Annotated in this window: 18 protein-coding genes and 1 tRNA gene; 13 read left to right on the top strand and 6 right to left on the bottom strand. The window is 65.3% G+C overall.

Annotated features, from left to right (window positions below; all coding sequences use genetic code 11):
• Nucleotides 1–52: 52 nt before the first annotated feature.
• From AC4D6D_RS06170 to purT, 4 genes are all read left to right on the top strand, one after another.
• On the top strand, nt 53–547 hold the full coding sequence (locus AC4D6D_RS06170) for a F0F1 ATP synthase subunit B family protein (RefSeq protein ID WP_147219256.1): 495 nt from the start codon (nt 53–55) through the stop codon (nt 545–547).
• Nucleotides 540–1,133 (top strand): F0F1 ATP synthase subunit B family protein, encoded by a 594-nt coding sequence (locus AC4D6D_RS06175; RefSeq protein ID WP_491326924.1) that lies wholly within the window; start codon nt 540–542, stop codon nt 1,131–1,133. The genes AC4D6D_RS06170 and AC4D6D_RS06175 overlap by 8 nt, the downstream gene beginning before the upstream one ends.
• A gap of 278 nt (nt 1,134–1,411) precedes the next feature.
• Nucleotides 1,412–2,770, top strand: a complete 1,359-nt coding sequence (gene mgtE / locus AC4D6D_RS06180) for a magnesium transporter (protein WP_491326925.1) — start codon at nt 1,412–1,414, stop codon at nt 2,768–2,770.
• 31 nt (nt 2,771–2,801) lie between these two features.
• A complete protein-coding gene (gene purT / locus AC4D6D_RS06185) occupies nt 2,802–3,968 on the top strand; it encodes a formate-dependent phosphoribosylglycinamide formyltransferase (protein WP_491326926.1) in 1,167 nt (388 codons plus the stop codon).
• A gap of 34 nt (nt 3,969–4,002) precedes the next feature.
• On the opposite strand, the gene gloB is transcribed toward purT, so the two are convergent.
• From gloB to aroA, 5 genes are all read right to left on the bottom strand, one after another.
• Nucleotides 4,003–4,761, bottom strand: a complete 759-nt coding sequence (gene gloB / locus AC4D6D_RS06190) for a hydroxyacylglutathione hydrolase (protein WP_491326927.1) — start codon at nt 4,759–4,761, stop codon at nt 4,003–4,005.
• A 134-nt stretch (nt 4,762–4,895) separates the two neighbouring features.
• The gene (rpsA, locus tag AC4D6D_RS06195) at nt 4,896–6,608 is read right to left on the bottom strand and encodes a 30S ribosomal protein S1 (RefSeq protein WP_021233345.1); all 1,713 of its coding nucleotides are present in this window, start codon (nt 6,606–6,608) and stop codon (nt 4,896–4,898) included.
• Between the two features lie 298 nt (nt 6,609–6,906).
• The gene (locus tag AC4D6D_RS06200; protein ID WP_465146751.1) at nt 6,907–7,530 is read right to left on the bottom strand and encodes a (d)CMP kinase; all 624 of its coding nucleotides are present in this window, start codon (nt 7,528–7,530) and stop codon (nt 6,907–6,909) included.
• A 26-nt stretch (nt 7,531–7,556) separates the two neighbouring features.
• Entirely contained in the window at nt 7,557–7,850 is a 294-nt protein-coding gene (locus AC4D6D_RS06205; protein WP_491326928.1) for a CBU_0592 family membrane protein, read from the bottom strand.
• A 50-nt stretch (nt 7,851–7,900) separates the two neighbouring features.
• Nucleotides 7,901–9,223, bottom strand: a complete 1,323-nt coding sequence (aroA, locus tag AC4D6D_RS06210; RefSeq protein WP_491327210.1) for a 3-phosphoshikimate 1-carboxyvinyltransferase — start codon at nt 9,221–9,223, stop codon at nt 7,901–7,903.
• 204 nt (nt 9,224–9,427) lie between these two features.
• On the opposite strand from aroA, the gene AC4D6D_RS06215 reads away from it, so the two are divergent.
• The 5 genes from AC4D6D_RS06215 (at nt 9,428) to rimM (ending at nt 12,799) form a co-directional block, all read left to right on the top strand.
• Nucleotides 9,428–9,748, top strand: a complete 321-nt coding sequence (locus AC4D6D_RS06215) for a TIGR02300 family protein (protein ID WP_147219269.1) — start codon at nt 9,428–9,430, stop codon at nt 9,746–9,748.
• Nucleotides 9,749–10,093: 345 nt separating this feature from the next.
• Nucleotides 10,094–10,169, top strand: a tRNA-Ala gene (locus AC4D6D_RS06220).
• 206 nt (nt 10,170–10,375) lie between these two features.
• Nucleotides 10,376–11,812 (top strand): signal recognition particle protein, encoded by a 1,437-nt coding sequence (gene ffh / locus AC4D6D_RS06225; RefSeq protein ID WP_147219271.1) that lies wholly within the window; start codon nt 10,376–10,378, stop codon nt 11,810–11,812.
• Between the two features lie 30 nt (nt 11,813–11,842).
• Nucleotides 11,843–12,271: a 30S ribosomal protein S16 gene (rpsP, locus tag AC4D6D_RS06230; protein ID WP_021232297.1), complete on the top strand. Its 429-nt coding sequence runs from the start codon at nt 11,843–11,845 to the stop codon at nt 12,269–12,271.
• An 18-nt stretch (nt 12,272–12,289) separates the two neighbouring features.
• Entirely contained in the window at nt 12,290–12,799 is a 510-nt protein-coding gene (gene rimM / locus AC4D6D_RS06235) for a ribosome maturation factor RimM (protein ID WP_491326929.1), read from the top strand.
• Between the two features lie 34 nt (nt 12,800–12,833).
• Here rimM and AC4D6D_RS06240 read toward each other — a convergent pair whose 3' ends face one another.
• Nucleotides 12,834–13,136 carry a hypothetical protein gene (locus AC4D6D_RS06240; RefSeq protein WP_491326930.1) on the bottom strand — a complete coding sequence of 101 codons (303 nt, stop codon included), beginning with the start codon at nt 13,134–13,136 and terminating at the stop codon, nt 12,834–12,836.
• Between the two features lie 101 nt (nt 13,137–13,237).
• On the opposite strand from AC4D6D_RS06240, the gene AC4D6D_RS06245 reads away from it, so the two are divergent.
• From AC4D6D_RS06245 to AC4D6D_RS06260, 4 genes are all read left to right on the top strand, one after another.
• Complete coding sequence (locus tag AC4D6D_RS06245) at nt 13,238–14,155, top strand: LysR substrate-binding domain-containing protein (protein ID WP_491326931.1); 918 nt, start codon at nt 13,238–13,240, stop codon at nt 14,153–14,155.
• Nucleotides 14,156–14,216: 61 nt separating this feature from the next.
• Nucleotides 14,217–14,963, top strand: coding sequence for a tRNA (guanosine(37)-N1)-methyltransferase TrmD (gene trmD, locus AC4D6D_RS06250; protein ID WP_491326932.1), 747 nt, complete (start codon nt 14,217–14,219; stop codon nt 14,961–14,963).
• The gene (gene rplS, locus AC4D6D_RS06255) at nt 14,960–15,328 is read left to right on the top strand and encodes a 50S ribosomal protein L19 (protein WP_147219281.1); all 369 of its coding nucleotides are present in this window, start codon (nt 14,960–14,962) and stop codon (nt 15,326–15,328) included. Before trmD ends, rplS begins: the two co-directional genes overlap by 4 nt.
• 448 nt (nt 15,329–15,776) lie before the next feature.
• Entirely contained in the window at nt 15,777–16,049 is a 273-nt protein-coding gene (locus tag AC4D6D_RS06260) for an HU family DNA-binding protein (protein ID WP_147219283.1), read from the top strand.
• Nucleotides 16,050–16,069 lie beyond the last annotated feature (20 nt).

Consider the following 16,069-nt stretch of genomic DNA (forward strand, 5'->3'; position numbering starts at 1 on the left):
GGCCGGAGAGGACGCAAGAATTCTACCGGCCACTTCGAGACAGGGCTGACCCATGCCTCAGATCGCACAGCTAGCCGCGACCTATTCCAGCCAGATCTTCTGGATGCTGATCTTCTTCGGCTTCACGTTCTTCGTCGTCGGACGGGGAATGGTTCCCAAGGTCATGGATACGGTTGCGCAGCGCGACAAGCAGATTGCCGACGACCTCGCCGCTGCCGAGCGCGCCCGCGCCCAGGCCGATGCGGAGGAGGAAGCCTGGCGCACGCGTGAGAACGCCAACCGCGCCGAGGCGCAGGCCCTGATCGCGGAAGCCCGCGCCAAGGCCGCTGCCGTCACGACCGAGCGTCTCGCGACCGCCCAGGTGGCCATCGACGCCACGCTCGCCGAAGCCGAAACCCGCATCTCCGAGGCGCGCCGTTCGGCCGCCGCCGAGATCGAGGACGTCGCCGCCGACGCCACTCGCGATATCGTCAGCCGCATTGCGGGTCTGACGCTCGACGACGGCGCGGTACGTTCCGCCGTGAAGGAGAACCTGGTCCATGGCTGAGAACACTGAGCTGACCACTGCCGACACGACTGTAGCCGAGGGCACGTCCCACGAAGCTGCGGAAATGGCCGGAACCCAGGCTGGTACCGAGCATCACGCCGAACCGCTGCTGCTGGGCGTCGCCCCGCCGGTCGCGGTCGTCAGCGCCTCGATGCTGGTGCTCATCGCGATCATGGTCTGGAAGGGCCTGCCGAAGATGATCTCCGGCGGCCTCGACGGCAAGATCGCCGAGATCAAGGCCCAGCTCGAAGAGGCGAAGACCCTGCGTGCCGAGGCGGAAGCCCTGCGCAAGGAATATGCTGACAAGATCGCCGGTGCCGAAAAGGACGCCGCCGCTCTGCTCGATCATGCTCGCCACGAAGCGGAGACGATCGTCGCCAAGGCCCAGGCCGACACGACCGAGGTCATCGCCCGCCGCGAGAAGATGGCCCAGGACAAGATCGGCGCTGTCGAACGTGCTGCCGTGACCGAACTGCGCCAGCAGGCTGCGGCTGCCGCCGCTGCGGCTGCCGGTGGCCTGATCAAGGCCAACCACTCGGCCGATGCCGACAAGGCGCTGATCGATCAGGCGATCGCCGGTATCTGATCCCTTTCGGATCGGCTACGAAGCAAATAGGCCTCCGTGCGCTGCACGGGGGCTTTTTTGTGTGCCGATAAGGGTCATGTTCGCTCCGGTCGCGATCCGGAGTTGACGGGCGATGCAATTGAGATCAGAGCGACGTCCGCGCAGCCTATGTTGCTGCGGTGTTTCAGGAAGCGAGGACATGTCAAGCGACAGTTCCAGTAGGACCGCACGCCCCAAGGGCGCTGGCTAGTTCTCGCTGGCCATCGTCCGCCCGGGTCGTGCGGACGAAAGGTTTGAAGATGGTGAACGACCTCCTCGCCGGCGTGACCGCCGGTGCCCGTCCCGCCAAGAGCGGGCTCTACATTGCCGATATCGTCGAGATGCTCCAGGCGCTGGCGCCCGAGGCCGCTGCCGCCAAGCTCGGCCGCATGGCCGACGTGCGCGCGGTGGCCGTGCTCGACCGTCCCGAATTCACGGCGGCCAGCGAAGTCCTGCCGCTGTTGCCGTTGCCGCGCGCGGTGCATCTGGTCGCCCAGATGGCCGAGGACCGCGCTGCCGATGTGCTGGCCGAAATGGACGAGGACGTTGCCGCCCAGATCCTGGGCGCGCTCGCACCCGATGTGCGCACCTCGCTGCGCAGCCTGCTGGCCTGGCCGGAAGACAGCGCGGGCGGCATGATGACCACCGAATTCGTCGCCGCGCGGGTCTCGGCCAGCGTGGCGGACGTGCTCGATCTCATCCGCACCGTCGAGCGTAGCCGCGAGACGGTCTATTCGGTGTTCCTGCTCGACGAACGCGGCCGCCTCGACGCAACGATTTCGCTGCGCCGCCTGATAGCCGCCGCGCCCGATTCGCCCGCGATCGACCTCGCCCGGGACCGCGAGCCGGTGACGGTGACGCCCGCCACCGACCGCGAGGTGGTCGCCGATCTCATTCGCCGTCACGACCTGCTGGCCCTGCCGGTGGTCGATGGGGCGGGACGCCCGCTCGGTATCGTCACGGTGGACGACGTTCTGGATGCGCTGGTGGCCGAGCATACCGAGGACGTGCAGAAGTTCGGCGGCGTCGAGGCGCTCGACCGGCCCTACCTCGAAACCGGCTTCTTCGAGATGATCCGCAAGCGGGCCGGGTGGCTAAGCGTGCTGTTCCTCTCGGAAATGCTGACCGCCAGCGCCATGCAGCACTTCGAGGACGAACTCGCCCGCGCGGTGGTGCTCACCCTGTTCATCCCGCTCATCATGAGCTCGGGCGGCAACAGCGGCAGCCAGGCGACCTCGCTGATCATCCGGGCGCTGGCGATGGGGCAGGTGCGCCCGCGGGACTGGTGGCGCGTGGCGCTGCGCGAACTGCCCGCGGGCCTGGTGCTGGGGGGCATCCTCGGTACCGTCGGCTTCGTGCGGATCGCCGCGTGGCAGGCGCTGGGGTTCTACGACTACGGCAGCCACTGGGTGCTGATCGCCACGACCGTTTCGGCCGGGCTGGTGGGTATCGTGACGTTCGGTTCGCTGGCGGGTTCGATGCTGCCGTTCCTCCTCCAGAAGCTGCGCTTCGACCCGGCCAGCGCCTCGGCGCCGTTCGTGGCGACATTGGTGGATGTCACGGGGCTGGTGATCTACTTCACGATCGCCCTTGCCATTCTCTCGGGAACGCTGCTCTAGGGCCGCGCAATCTAACGAAAGGACCGCCGCCATGGCATTCACCGCGAAGATCCTGCTGCTCGGCTCGGGCGAACTGGGGCGCGAATTCGTGATCTCGGCCAAGCGGCTGGGCTGCGAAGTCGTGGCCTGCGACGCCTATGAAGGCGCGCCCGCCATGCAGGTCGCGGACGGGTTCGAGGTATTCTCGATGCTGGACGGCGAGCGCCTGCGCGCCGCAATCGAGAAGCACAGGCCCAATTTCATCGTCCCCGAGGTCGAGGCGATCCGCACCGAAGTCCTCGCCGAAGTCGAGGCGGAGGGCTTTTGCGTCGTGCCTTCCGCGCGCGCCACGCAGATGACGATGAACCGCGATGCCATCCGCGAAGTCGCCGCCGTCGAACTCGGCCTGCGCACCTCGCGCTATCGCTATGCCGAGAGCCTCGAAGAAGTGCTCGCCGGCGCCGAGCACACGGGTCTGCCCTGCGTCATCAAGCCGGTCATGTCCTCGTCCGGCAAGGGCCAGAGCACGGTGCGCGATTCCGCGGATCTGGAGAAGGCCTGGGACTACGCCGTCGCCAACATGCGCGGCGACCGCAAGCGGGTGATCGTCGAGGAATTCGTCGCCTTCGACTACGAGATCACCCTGCTGACAGTGCGCAGCCGCGAGGGCGTGTCGTTCTGCCCGCCGATCGGCCACCGCCAGGAACGCGGCGACTATCAGGAATCGTGGCAGCCGACGCCGATGGCGCCTGCCGCCATCGCCGCCGCGCAGGACATGGCGCGCAAGGTGGTGGACGATCTCGGCGGCTACGGCCTGTTCGGCGTCGAGTTCTTCGTGAAGGGCGAGGAAGTGATCTTCTCCGAACTCTCGCCGCGTCCGCACGATACCGGCATGGTCACGCTGATCTCGCAGAACCTTTCCGAGTTCGACCTCCACGCGCGGGCGATCCTCGGTCTGCCGATCCCGGAAGTGACGCTTCATGGGCCGAGCGCCTCGGCGGTGATCCTGGCCGACCGAGACAGCGATTCCTTCGCCTGTGAAGGTCTTGCAGAGGCTTTGGCGACGCCGGGGGCGCAAATGGACCTGCGCATCTTCGCCAAGCCCGTGACGCGGCCCTATCGTCGCATGGGCGTCGCTCTGGCGCTGGCGGAGGACACCGATACCGCCCGCAGGGTGGCAGCGGAGGGGGCGGGCAAGGTCCGCATCGTCTACAAATAAGGGAAAGGGGGGCTGCCTGCCCCCCCTTTTCTTATCAGAAGGTGTTCTTGGCTTCGCGCAGGGTCGCGAAGGTCTCGACGGCATTGCCGCCGCCCCAGCGGGCCTGAAGCGCGGGATCATCGGCGCGCAGGAACGGATTGGTCAGGAGTTCGCGGCCGAGCTTGGTCGGAACGGTGGGCAGTCCGGCCGCGCGGGCGCGCTCGATATCGCGGGCATAGGCGGCCAGTTCCTCGTTCTCGGGATCGGCATGGACCGCGAATTTCGCATTCGCCGCCGTATACTCGTGCGCGCAGTAGAGCATCGTATCGACCGGCAGGGCCTTGATGCGCTGGAGGCTCTCCCAGAACTGCGCGGGCTGGCCTTCGAACATGCGCCCGCAGCCGAGCGCGAAGACCGAATCGCCGACGAAGGCGATATGCGCGCCGGGCAGGTAATAGGCGCAGTGGCCCAGGGTATGGCCGCCGACATCGATCACCTTTGCCTTCCAGTCGCCCAGCATGACCACGTCGCCCTGGTCGACGCGGCGATCGACGCCCTCGATCTTCCCGGCATCGCCTTCGGGGGCGATGACCGTGCAGCCGGTGGCGGCCTTGATGGCGCCGTTGCCGCCCGCATGGTCCGGGTGCCAGTGGGTGTTCCAGATATGGGTGATCTGCCAGCCCTTGTGCGCGGCCTGGTGCAGATATTCGTCGGCGTCCGGCGTGTCGATGCAGGCGGTCTGGCCGCTCGCGGGATCGTGCAGCAGGTAGCCGTAATTATCGCTGAGGCAGGGGAACTGGTGGACTTCGAGCATGGGATCTCTCCTTGCGGAAGGATTTAGGCGCTCGGTCGGGGCAGGGGAAGAGGATTGGGAAAAAGCAAAAGCCCGCCTGGATTTCTCCGGACGGGCTTTTGTTGGTTCACCTGACGGTGAAGCCCGAACTGTTCTTACGAACGGTTCTTGAGGGCTTCGCCAAGGATGTCGCCGAGCGAAGCGCCCGAGTCCGACGAACCGTACTGTTCCACGGCTTCCTTCTCTTCGGCCAGCTGGCGGGCCTTGACCGAGAAGTTCGGCTTCTTCGAACGATCGAAGCCGGTGACCATGGCGTCGAGCTTCTGGCCGACCTGGAAGCGGTCGGGGCGCTGCTCGTCGCGGTCGCGGCCGAGGTCCGAACGCTTGATGAAGCCGGTGGCGCCATCGTCGCCAGCCTGGACTTCCAGGCCGCCGTCGCGGACTTCGAGAACGGTGACGGTGACGACTTCGTTGCGACGCAGCGAGCTGCCGCCGGTCGCGGCAACGCCGCCAGCGGCCGGAGCGCCACGCTCAAGCTGCTTCATGCCGAGGCTGATGCGTTCCTTCTCGACGTCGACGTCGAGAACCACGGCCGAAACCTGCTCGCCCTTGCGGTGCAGAGCCAGCGCGTCCTCGCCCGAGATGCCCCAGGCGATGTCCGACATGTGAACCATGCCGTCGACGTCGCCGTCGAGACCGATGAACAGGCCGAATTCGGTAGCGTTCTTGACTTCGCCTTCAACCTGCGAACCGACGGGGTGCTTCTCGGCGAAGGCTTCCCAGGGGTTCTGCTGAGCCTGCTTGAGGCCGAGCGAGATGCGGCGCTTGTCCGAATCGACTTCGAGAACGACCACTTCGACTTCCTGCGAGGTCGAGACGATCTTGCCGGGGTGGACGTTCTTCTTGGTCCAGGACATTTCCGAAACGTGGACGAGGCCCTCGATGCCGGCTTCCAGTTCCACGAAGGCACCGTATTCGGTGATGTTCGTGACGGTGCCCGACAGCTTGGCGCCGACCGGGTACTTGACGGCTGCGCCTTCCCACGGATCGCTTTCCAGCTGCTTCATGCCGAGGCTGATGCGCTGGGTGTCCTGGTTGATGCGGATGATCTGGACCTTCACGGTGTCGCCGATGGCGATCACTTCGCTCGGGTGGTTGACGCGCTTGTAGCTCATGTCGGTGACATGGAGCAGGCCGTCGATGCCGCCGAGGTCAACGAACGCACCGTAGTCGGTGATGTTCTTGACGACGCCTTCGATGACCTGGCCTTCGCTCAGCTTGTCGATCAGCTCGCTGCGCTGTTCGGCGCGCGTTTCTTCGAGGACGGCGCGACGCGACACGACGATATTGCCGCGGCGACGGTCCATCTTCAGAATCTGGAAGGGCTGCGGCACATCCATCAGCGGGGTGACGTCGCGCACGGGGCGGATGTCGACCTGCGAGCCGGGGAGGAACGCAACGGCGCCGTCGAGGTCGACGGTGAAGCCGCCCTTGACGCGGCCGAAGATCACGCCTTCGACGCGCTTGCCTTCACCGAATTCGTTTTCGAGCTTGTCCCAGGCGGCTTCGCGGCGTGCGCGGTCGCGCGACAGCATCGCTTCACCGTCGGCGTTCTCGACGCGGTCGACGTAAACTTCGACTTCGTCACCGACCTTGAGACCATGCTCGCCTTCGCCACGGGCGAATTCGCGCAGGGCAACGCGGCCCTCGCTCTTCAGGCCCACGTCGATGACGGCCTTGTCGTTTTCGATGGCAGTGACGGTACCCTTGACGACGCGGCCTTCGAAACCGTCGTCGGCGACGCCGCCGAGCTGGTCGTCAAGCATCTTCGCGAAATCGTCGCGGGTGGGATTGGCAGAAGTAGCCATTAAAGGTTTAATCCTGTTTAGTTCTTTCCGGCCAGGCGGTTTTATCCGCCGGTCTTTCCTCCGCGCTTCGCACCATGCGAGGCCCGGGCCAAAAGGGCCGAACCGCCGTAGGGGCCGGATGCCGTCCACGGCGTCCTTCAAACCTTGCGGTTCTCCAGACCGGCGGCCCCTACGCCCATGAGGGGCGAAATGCAAGAAAATTGGCGGATACGACGTGGTTTCGTCGCATTGCAAAGCCGGTCGATCTGAGGTGTCCGGCGACCCTGTTGGTCAATTCAGGCGGGTTCGGCCGAGCGGGTCAGGAGACCCGCAGGGCGTCCACGGCGGCGATGGCGGCGGCGATGGCTTCCTCGCGCTTCAGTTCGGAGGTGTCGATCTCGATGGCATCGGCGGCGGCCACCAGCGGTGCGTCCTTGCGATTGCGGTCGCGTTCGTCACGTGCGGCGAGGTCGGCGGTGATCGCTTCCAGAGTGACGTCGCGGCCATGGGCCTGCATTTCGAGGAAGCGGCGCTGGGCGCGGGCCTCGACCGAGGCGATCACGAACAGCTTGGCTTCGGCCTCCGGCGCGATCACCGTGCCGATGTCGCGTCCGTCCAGCACGGCGCCGCCGGGCTGGGTGGCGAAGGCGTGCTGGCGTTCGTAGAGCGCCTGGCGCACCGTGGGGTGGATCGAGACCCGGCTTGCCAGGCCGCCGCTGGCTTCGGAGCGCAGTTCGGGATCTGCCAGCAGGCCCTCGGGAAAGGCGCAAGCGGCAAGGGCATCCACGGGATCGTCCGGATTGCCGCCGTCAAGGAAGCACTGGCGGCCGACCGCGCGATAGAGCAGGCCGGTGTCGAGGTGGGGCAGTCCGAAATGGTGGGCGAGGGCCTTGGCGATAGTGCCTTTGCCCGAAGCGGTGGGTCCGTCTACGGCGATAATCATCGCGGGGTCATGGCGGCTTGGCGCGCTCAGTGCAAGGTCGTGCGTTCCGGCGCGGCGGGCGGCTTGCGGCGCGAAAGCATGGCTTTCACCAGGCCCCAGCCGGCGATGACCGCCCAGAGCGCTTCCATGGCGATCGAGGGCAGGTTGACGTTCACCATCAGCGAGATCAGCAGCAGCACGGCGCCTGCAAAGTTTAGGCCGTGCTGGAGGTAGCGGTTCGGTTCGTCCTCGTAGGTGATGTAGGCATAGGCGAGAATGCAGCATGCCGTGCCGATGAAGCCGAGGATATTGCTGATCGATTCCGGCAAGTCGAGTATCATGGAGGCTCCTGCGCAGGGATGACGACGTGCCATCCCTGCGCAGAATGCCCTTATCCGGCGAGGGAGGCCAGCAGGTCCTCGAAATTGGGGAAGCTGGTGGCGATCGGGCGGGTGTCGTCCACTTCCACGCCGCCGCTGCTGACGAGCCCCGCGACCGCCATAGACATGGCGATGCGGTGGTCGAGGTGGGTGGTGACTTGCGCATCGGCGGCGGTGCCGGGCAGCGGGGTGCCGCCGGTGCCGGTGATGACGAGGCCGTCCTCGCGCTCTTCGATTCCGGCTCCGGCCAGCGTCAGCGCGGCGGCCATGGCGGAGAGGCGATCCGATTCCTTCACGCGCAGCTCGTCGAGGCCGCTGGTGACGGTGACGCCCTCGGCCAGCGAGGCGGCGACGAAAAGGACGGGGAATTCGTCGATCATGGCGGGCGCGATGGCGGGATCGACTTCGATGCCCTTGAGGGCCGAGTGCCTGACCAGCAGGTCCGCCACCGGCTCGCCGCCGATTTCGCGTTCGTTCAGGAACTCGATCTGGCCGCCCATCTGGCGCAGCACTTCGACAAGCCCGGCGCGGGTGGGGTTGAGGCCGACGTTCTCGATCACGACTTCGCTGCCCGGCGTCACCAGCGCGGCAACGATGAAGAAGGCCGCCGAGGAGGGGTCACCCGGTACGTCGATCACTTGCGGCTTCAGTTCGGCCTCACCCTTGATGGTGATGACGCGGGTGCCGTCCGCTTCCACGGTGACGGAGAGATCGGCGCCGAAGCCCTTGAGCATGCGTTCGGAGTGGTCGCGGGTCGGCACCGGCTCGATCACCGTGGTCGTGCCGGGCGTGTTGAGGCCGGCGAGCAGGATGGCGCTCTTCACCTGCGCGGAGGCGACCGGCAGGCGGTAGGTGATCGGCACGGCAGGCGAGGCGCCGCGCACGATCAGGGGAAGGCGACCACCTTCACTCGCTTCGAAGCTGGCGCCCATTTCCGAAAGCGGATCGATCACGCGGCCCATCGGGCGCTTGGATAGCGAGGCGTCGCCGGTGAAGCTGACATTGATCGGATGGCTGGCGACAAGGCCCATCAGGAGGCGCGTCGAGGTTCCGGAGTTGCCCATGTCCACCGGGCCTTCGGGTTGGAGCAGGGCGCCGACGCCGACGCCGTTCACGCGCCATTCGCCGTCACCGACGCGTTCCACGCTGGCTCCCATGGCGCGCATGGCGGCGGCGGTGGCCAGCACGTCCTCGCCTTCCAGCAGGCCGGTCACGCGGGTTTCGCCCACGGCCAGCGCGCCCAGCATGATCGAGCGATGACTGATCGACTTGTCGCCCGGCACGCGAATCCTGCCTTTCAGCGGTCCTGCAGGCAGGAAACGGCGAGGGCGCATGGGTGTGGTGGTGTCGTGGCTCACGGGCGTGCTTCTTTCGAGGCTGGAAGGCTGCAAAATCGCCGGGCTTTTGACAGCGGGTGCGGCCTATGGCAAGGCGCGCGCCCTGATGTAACCGGAGCGCTTGATTTTGCGTTCCGTCACTCCCATCAAGACACGGAATTCTCGCCCGTACTCTTCGGGCGCGCAGTATGAGGACATTTCATGGCAAAGCCTGAGTGGGGCGCCAAGCACGGCTGCCCGAAATGCGGCACCCGCTTCTACGACCTGGGCAAGGACGACCCGGTCACCTGCATCGAGTGCGGCCATTCGTGGAACCCGGAGCCGGTGCTGAAGTCCAAGCAGCCGATTCCCTATGAGGAAATCCAGAAGAAGGAAGCCGTCGAGACCGAGGATGCGGATCTCGCCGATGACGATCTGGATATCGACGAAGACGGCGATTCGCCGGACAACGACGTCGATCTCGGCGGTGACGACGATCTCGGCATCGGCGGCGGCGACGATGACGGCGACCGCGACGAGTAAGTCTCGGGACCGATCCGTTTCAGGAAAGGGCGCGGCGCTTCGGCGACCGCGCCCTTTCTTCTTGCGGTTGGAACCTACCTCCAGTCCCGCTCAGGCAGAGCTTGTCGAAGCCCCCTGAGGCGCGGCGCGAGGCCTCCATTCTTCGACAGCCTCAGGATGAGCGGGGGTGGATGGAGAAGAGCGGTGGAAGGCGTTTCCGGCCTCCGTCCAAAAAATGACAGGCTCGTGAAAATTTCCTCTTGCCAGCCCGGATAACCCCATCTAGAGGGCGGCCTCCCAAGCGGAGGCGCAAGCCGAAACGCGGGAAACGGATCGAACCTCCCAGGTCGATCCGCTGAAATGATTGGGGCCTTAGCTCAGCTGGGAGAGCGCCTGCATGGCATGCAGGAGGTCAGCGGTTCGATCCCGCTAGGCTCCACCATTTCTTACGAAACGGCCTTTCAAAGTCAGCTTCGATCGGCTATTTCGACATATCAGTTTCGCGGGAACGCGATACGCTGGCCGACGAGGTTTCGTCCGCCGGCGTTTTTCGCATAAGGTTTCCGTTACGCCGGTCAGCGAGGTTTCGCCCACCGGCGTTTTTGGCGTTCTGGCTGGCCTTGTTGCCCGCCAAAAGTGGAGTTAGGCATGTTCGACAGCCTTTCGGATCGTCTTGGTGGCGTTTTCGACAAGCTGCGTGGCCGCGGCGCGCTCAAGGAGCAGGACGTCCGCGATGCCATGCGCGAAGTGCGCATCGCGCTCCTCGAAGCCGATGTCGCGCTCCCCGTCGTGCGCCGCTTCATCGACCAGGTTACCGAAAAGGCTGTCGGCCAGTCGGTGCTGCGCTCGGTCACGCCCGGCCAGCAGGTCGTCAAGATCGTCAATGACGCGCTGATCGAGATGCTCGGCGGCGAAGAGACCGCCGAACTCGATCTCAACGCCGCGCCGCCGGTCGTCATCATGATGGTCGGCCTTCAGGGTTCGGGCAAGACCACCAGCACCGCCAAGATCGCCCGCCTCCTTCGCGAGAAGCAGGGCAAGAAGGTCCTGATGGCCTCGCTGGACGTCAACCGTCCGGCCGCGCAGGAACAGCTTCGCGTGCTGGGCGAGCAGGTCGGCGTCGCCACCCTGCCGATCATCGCCGGGCAGCAGCCGACCGAGATCGCCACCCGCGCGATGCAGTCCGCCAGGCTTCAGGCCGTGGACGTGCTGCTGCTCGACACTGCCGGCCGTCTCCACGTCGATACCCAGCTCATGGACGAGATGAAGGCGGTTGCCGCCATCTCGAACCCCCGTGAAACGCTGCTCGTGGTCGACTCGCTGACGGGTCAGGACGCGGTCAACGTCGCGCAGTCGTTCTCCGGCGAAGTCGACCTCACCGGCGTCGTGCTCACCCGCATGGACGGTGACGCGCGCGGCGGTGCGGCGCTGTCGATGCGGGCCGTCACCGGCAAGCCGATCAAGTTCGCGGGTACCGGCGAGAAGATGGAGGCTCTTGAGGTCTTCCACCCCAGCCGCGTCGCCAACCGCATCCTCGGCATGGGCGACATCGTCTCCATCGTCGAAAAGGCGGCGGAAGCGGTCAAGATCGAGGACGCAGAAGCGCTGGCGAAGCGCATGGAGCAGGGCAAGTTCGACATGAACGACCTGCGCATGCAGCTTGGCCAGATGCAGAAGATGGGCGGCCTTGGCGCGCTGGCGGGCATGATGCCGGGCATGAAGAAGGCCAAGGCGGCAATGGCTGCTTCGGGCATGGACGACCGCGTTCTGCTGCGCATGGATGCGATCATCGGTTCGATGACGCAGAAGGAGCGCGTCAACCCGGCGCTGCTCAATGCCAAGCGCAAGATCCGCGTCGCCAACGGTTCGGGCACCAATGTTCAGGACGTCAACAAGCTGCTGAAAATGCACCAGGAGATGTCCAAGGCCATGAAGCAGATCAAGAAGATGGGCGGCCTCAAGGGGCTGGCCGCGATGTTCGGCAAGGGCGGTCTCGATGCTGCCATGCCGGGCCTTGGCGGTGGCGGTGCCGGCGGTATGCCGGGCCTCGGTGGCCCCGATCTCGGCAAGTTTCTTAAGAAGTAATTTTTGAAGATTTGAAGGAAAGGTAGAGCAATGTCCGTTTCGATCCGTCTGTCGCGCGGTGGCGCGAAGAAGCGTCCTTACTACAAGATCGTCGTCTCCAACTCGCGCGCTCCGCGCGACGGCAAGTATCTTGAGCAGGTCGGCACCTACAACCCGATCCTCGCCAAGGACGACGAAAACCGCGTCCGTCTGGTCGAAGACCGCGTGCGTTACTGGCTCGGCGTTGGCGCCCAGCCGACCGACCGCGTTGCCCGCCTGCTCGACAAGGCCGGTATCAAGGAACGCGCCGCCACCGTGAACGCCAAGAAGGGCGAGCCGGGCCAGAAGGCCAAGGACCGCGCTGAAGAGCGTGCCGAGAAGCTGCGCGAAGCTGAAGAAGCGGCTGCCGCTGCTGCTGCCGCTCCGGCCGCTGAAGAAGCGCCTGCTGAAGCAGCCGCCGAGGAATCGACCGAAGCCTAAGCTTCAGGTCGGATCCAGATGGCTGGTCAAGACCGCCCCGTCACGCTTGCTGCCGTTAGCGGCGCGCACGGCGTGACGGGCGAGGTTCGCCTCAAGCTGTTCGGTGAAGGCGTGGCGGCGCTCAAGCGCTACCGCGCCTTCAACGATTCCACCCTGACGCTCGCCAAGCTGCGCGATGACGGCAAGGGCGGCGCGATTGCGCGTTTCGAGGAAGTGCCGGATCGCACGGCTGCCGAGAAGCTGCGCGGTACCGCGCTCACCGTTCCGCGCGCGTCGATGCCGGAACTGGAGGAAGGCGAGTACTATCACGCCGACCTTCTCGGGCTGCGTGCCGTCTCCGATGCGGGCGACGAACTCGGCACCTGCATCGCGGTCGAGAACTTCGGCGCGGGTGACGTGATCGAGATCGAGCGTCCGGCAGGCGAGGATGGCAAACGGCGCCGTTTCATGGTGCCCATGACTCCCGCCGCCGTACCCGAGTGGGATCACGAACGGTTGGTCATCACCGCCGTCTTCGCGGAAGAATAAGGAAAGGCCGTCCCTCGGGGCGGCCTTTCTGCTTTCAGGCGAGGGCGGCCTGGGTGCAAGAACGCGCCGCTTCCAGAGGCGATTGCGGGCAGTCGATGGCGAGCACCAGCGGCGCCACCATGCCAAGGCTTGCCCCGGCGAGAATGCCGCCGACGACGCCGAGCGTGGTCAGGCGGGCCTTGCGGGCCAGCGGCGATTCCGCTTTGCGCTGCCGGGGGGCCCGGCGCCGAAATCGAGCCGCGATCCTTTCTGCCAATCCGGCCATTTCGTGATCGAGCCCTTCGGAAAACCGGTCATGCCCGGCGTTCCATTGCTGCATGAAGTGTTGATCCTGCATTGTCCGGTTCCTCCATCGGATGTCCGGAATCTGGCCGATCCTGCCCGCCCGCGCCAACAAAGCCTCTGGCGAAGGCTATAAGGCAGCCTTATCATGCGGGGATGGACCGCCTGCCGCCCCTGACTGCCATCCGCGCCTTCGAGGCCGCCGGTCGGCACGAGAACTTCTCGCGCGCCGCCGAGGAACTGGGCATGACGCAGGCGGCGGTTTCCTATCAGATCCGCCAGCTCGAAGACCGTGTCGGCAAGCCGCTGTTCGTGCGCAAGAAGGGCAGGGTGCATCTCTCCGACGCGGGGCGGCGCCTGCTGCCCGCGCTGAGCGGTGCCTTCATCGCCATGACCGACGCTTTCGCGTCCATTCGCAGCGAGGACGAGGATGTTCTGGCCATCAACGCTTCCGTCTCGTTGGGCGCAAGCTGGCTGAGCACGCGCATCGGGCGCTTTCAGCTTCGCCATCCGGATATCGCGGTCCGCATGTCGCTTTCGAACGAAGTGATCGACTTCGCGATATCGAACGACGATGTCGCCATTCGTGGCGGCGTCGGGCCATGGGAAGGGCTCCGCAGCGAGTTCCTGTTCCGACAGCACTATTCGCCGATCTGCTCGCCGGAGTTTCTTGAGCGGCATCGCATCAGGCAGCCGGAAGATCTGCTGACGGTCGAGCGTTTCGCGCCCAACGATCCCTGGTGGAATGCCTGGTTCGCGGTTGCGGGTGTCGGGCAACTGCCCGCGCCCTCGCGGCGGGGCTTCATGTTCGACAACCAGCTACAGGAAGGCAGCGCGGCGCGCGAAGGTTTCGGCGTGGCGCTGATGACCCCACTGATCTGGCGGGAGGATCTGGAGGCCGGTCGCCTCGTGCAGCCTTTCGAAACGATGTACCTGCCCGGCACCGCGCATTGGATGGTCCATCCCGAGAACCGCGTGGGTGTCCGCAAGATCGAACGCCTGCGCGAATGGTTCCGCGACGAGATCGCGCGCGATCGTGCTTTCCTGCCTCCCGAAGTCTGGGAACCGCTCTGAAAGGCGCAATTCCGGCGCTTCCCCCTTGCCGCAGGCGCCGAATTGGGCTTTGCGCGGGGGCATGACTTTCAACGCTACCGTCCTCACCCTCTATCCGGAGATGTTCCCCGGCACGCTCGGCATCAGCCTGGCGGGCAGGGCGCTGGCGGAGGGCAAATGGGCCATGAACCCCGTCCACATCCGCGACTTCACGAGCGACAAGCACCGCACCGTGGACGATACGCCCGCAGGGGGCGGCGCCGGCATGGTGCTCAAGGTCGACGTGCTGGCCGCGGCGATCGACCATGCCCGTTCGATCAATCCCGATGCGCCAATCATCGCGATGACGCCGCGCGGCAAACCGATCTCGCAGGCGCGCGTGCGCGAACTGGCGCAGGGTTCCGGCGTCACGATCCTGTGCGGCCGGTTCGAAGGTTTCGACGAGCGCATCTTCGAAGGCCGCGACGTCGAGGAGATGTCGGTCGGCGATGCGGTGCTTTCGGGCGGCGAACCCGCGGCAATCCTGCTGTTAGATGCTTGCATTCGGCTGCTTCCCGGCGTAATGGGCGCGGCTTCCAGCGGGACCGAGGAATCGTTCGAGGACGGTCTTCTCGAATACCCGCAGTTTACCCGACCCACCGAGTGGGAAGGGCGCACGATCCCTGAAGTGCTGCGATCGGGGGATCATGCGAAAATCGCCGCCTGGCGGAAACGACAGGCGGAGGAAGATACACGGTCACGCAGGCCGGACCTTTGGGAACGTCGCAGTGACGTTCGGGGCCAGTCTGCCTCTGGTGCGCGGCGCAAAAACGAGGACTTAGGTTCATGAACCTGATTCAGCAGATCGAGGCCGAGGAAATTGCCAAGGCCGCCAAGGATATCCCGACCTTCCGTCCGGGCGACACCGTCCGCGTCGGCGTGAAGGTGGTTGAAGGCACCCGTACCCGCGTCCAGGCTTACGAAGGCGTGTGCATCGCGCGTTCGAACCGTGGCATGGGTTCGAACTTCACCGTCCGCAAGATGAGCTTCGGTGAAGGCGTGGAGCGCGTATTCCCGCTCTACTCGCCGAACATCGATTCGATCACCGTTGTCCGTCGCGGCGTCGTGCGTCGTGCGAAGCTGTACTACCTGCGTGGTCGTACCGGCAAGCGCGCCCGTATCGCCGAGCGCCGGGTCAACGACGCCAAGGCATAAGCTTTGGCCGATTGTCCGGCTCGCAAGGGCCGGACAGCCTGAGAGGCGGTTCGATTTCGAACCGCCTTTTTTGCGCCCTGTGCGTGCCTGTCCGGATTCGTTTCTCGGCCGGGACCGTCTCTGGGAATGTCGAGGCCTTTAACGCGGTCTTTACCAAGTTGAATCCATTCGACGAATCGTTTGGCAGCGGCCGAAAGGCGCCTTGTCGTCGTTTCGTTACAAAGCGCTCGGCACCATCTCGGCAGCGGCCAGCATTCAGGCGCGTGCAATGCTGCATCGCACAATTCAGAAATCGTCATCTGATTGGCGGAAAAACGCGATAAACTGCCACTTTTGGCTTTGTTTAGGCTTTGACACCGTGGGGAAAACCCGCTCAATTCCGTCCGTTTCGAGGCGAGTCCGAATATCCCATCGCATCCTTCCATTGAAAGCCTAGGGGGTTCCCATAATGAACAAGAACGATCTCATCAGCGCCGTCGCGGACACGAGCGGTCTTACCCGTAGCGACGCCACCAAGGCTGTCGAAGGCGTGTTCGAAGCCATCACCGGCGCGCTGAAGTCGGGTGACGAAGTCCGCCTCGTCGGTTTCGGCACCTTCTCGGTCGCCAAGCGCAAGGCCTCGACCGGCCGTAACCCGCGCACCGGCGAGCCGATGGAAATCAAGGCTTCGGCTCAGCCGAAGTTCAAGGCCGGCAAGGGCCTCAAGGACGCTGTCAACTAAGCATCCTTGCAGCCTGCTTC

Source organism: Novosphingobium sp. BF6 (assembly GCF_058273105.1).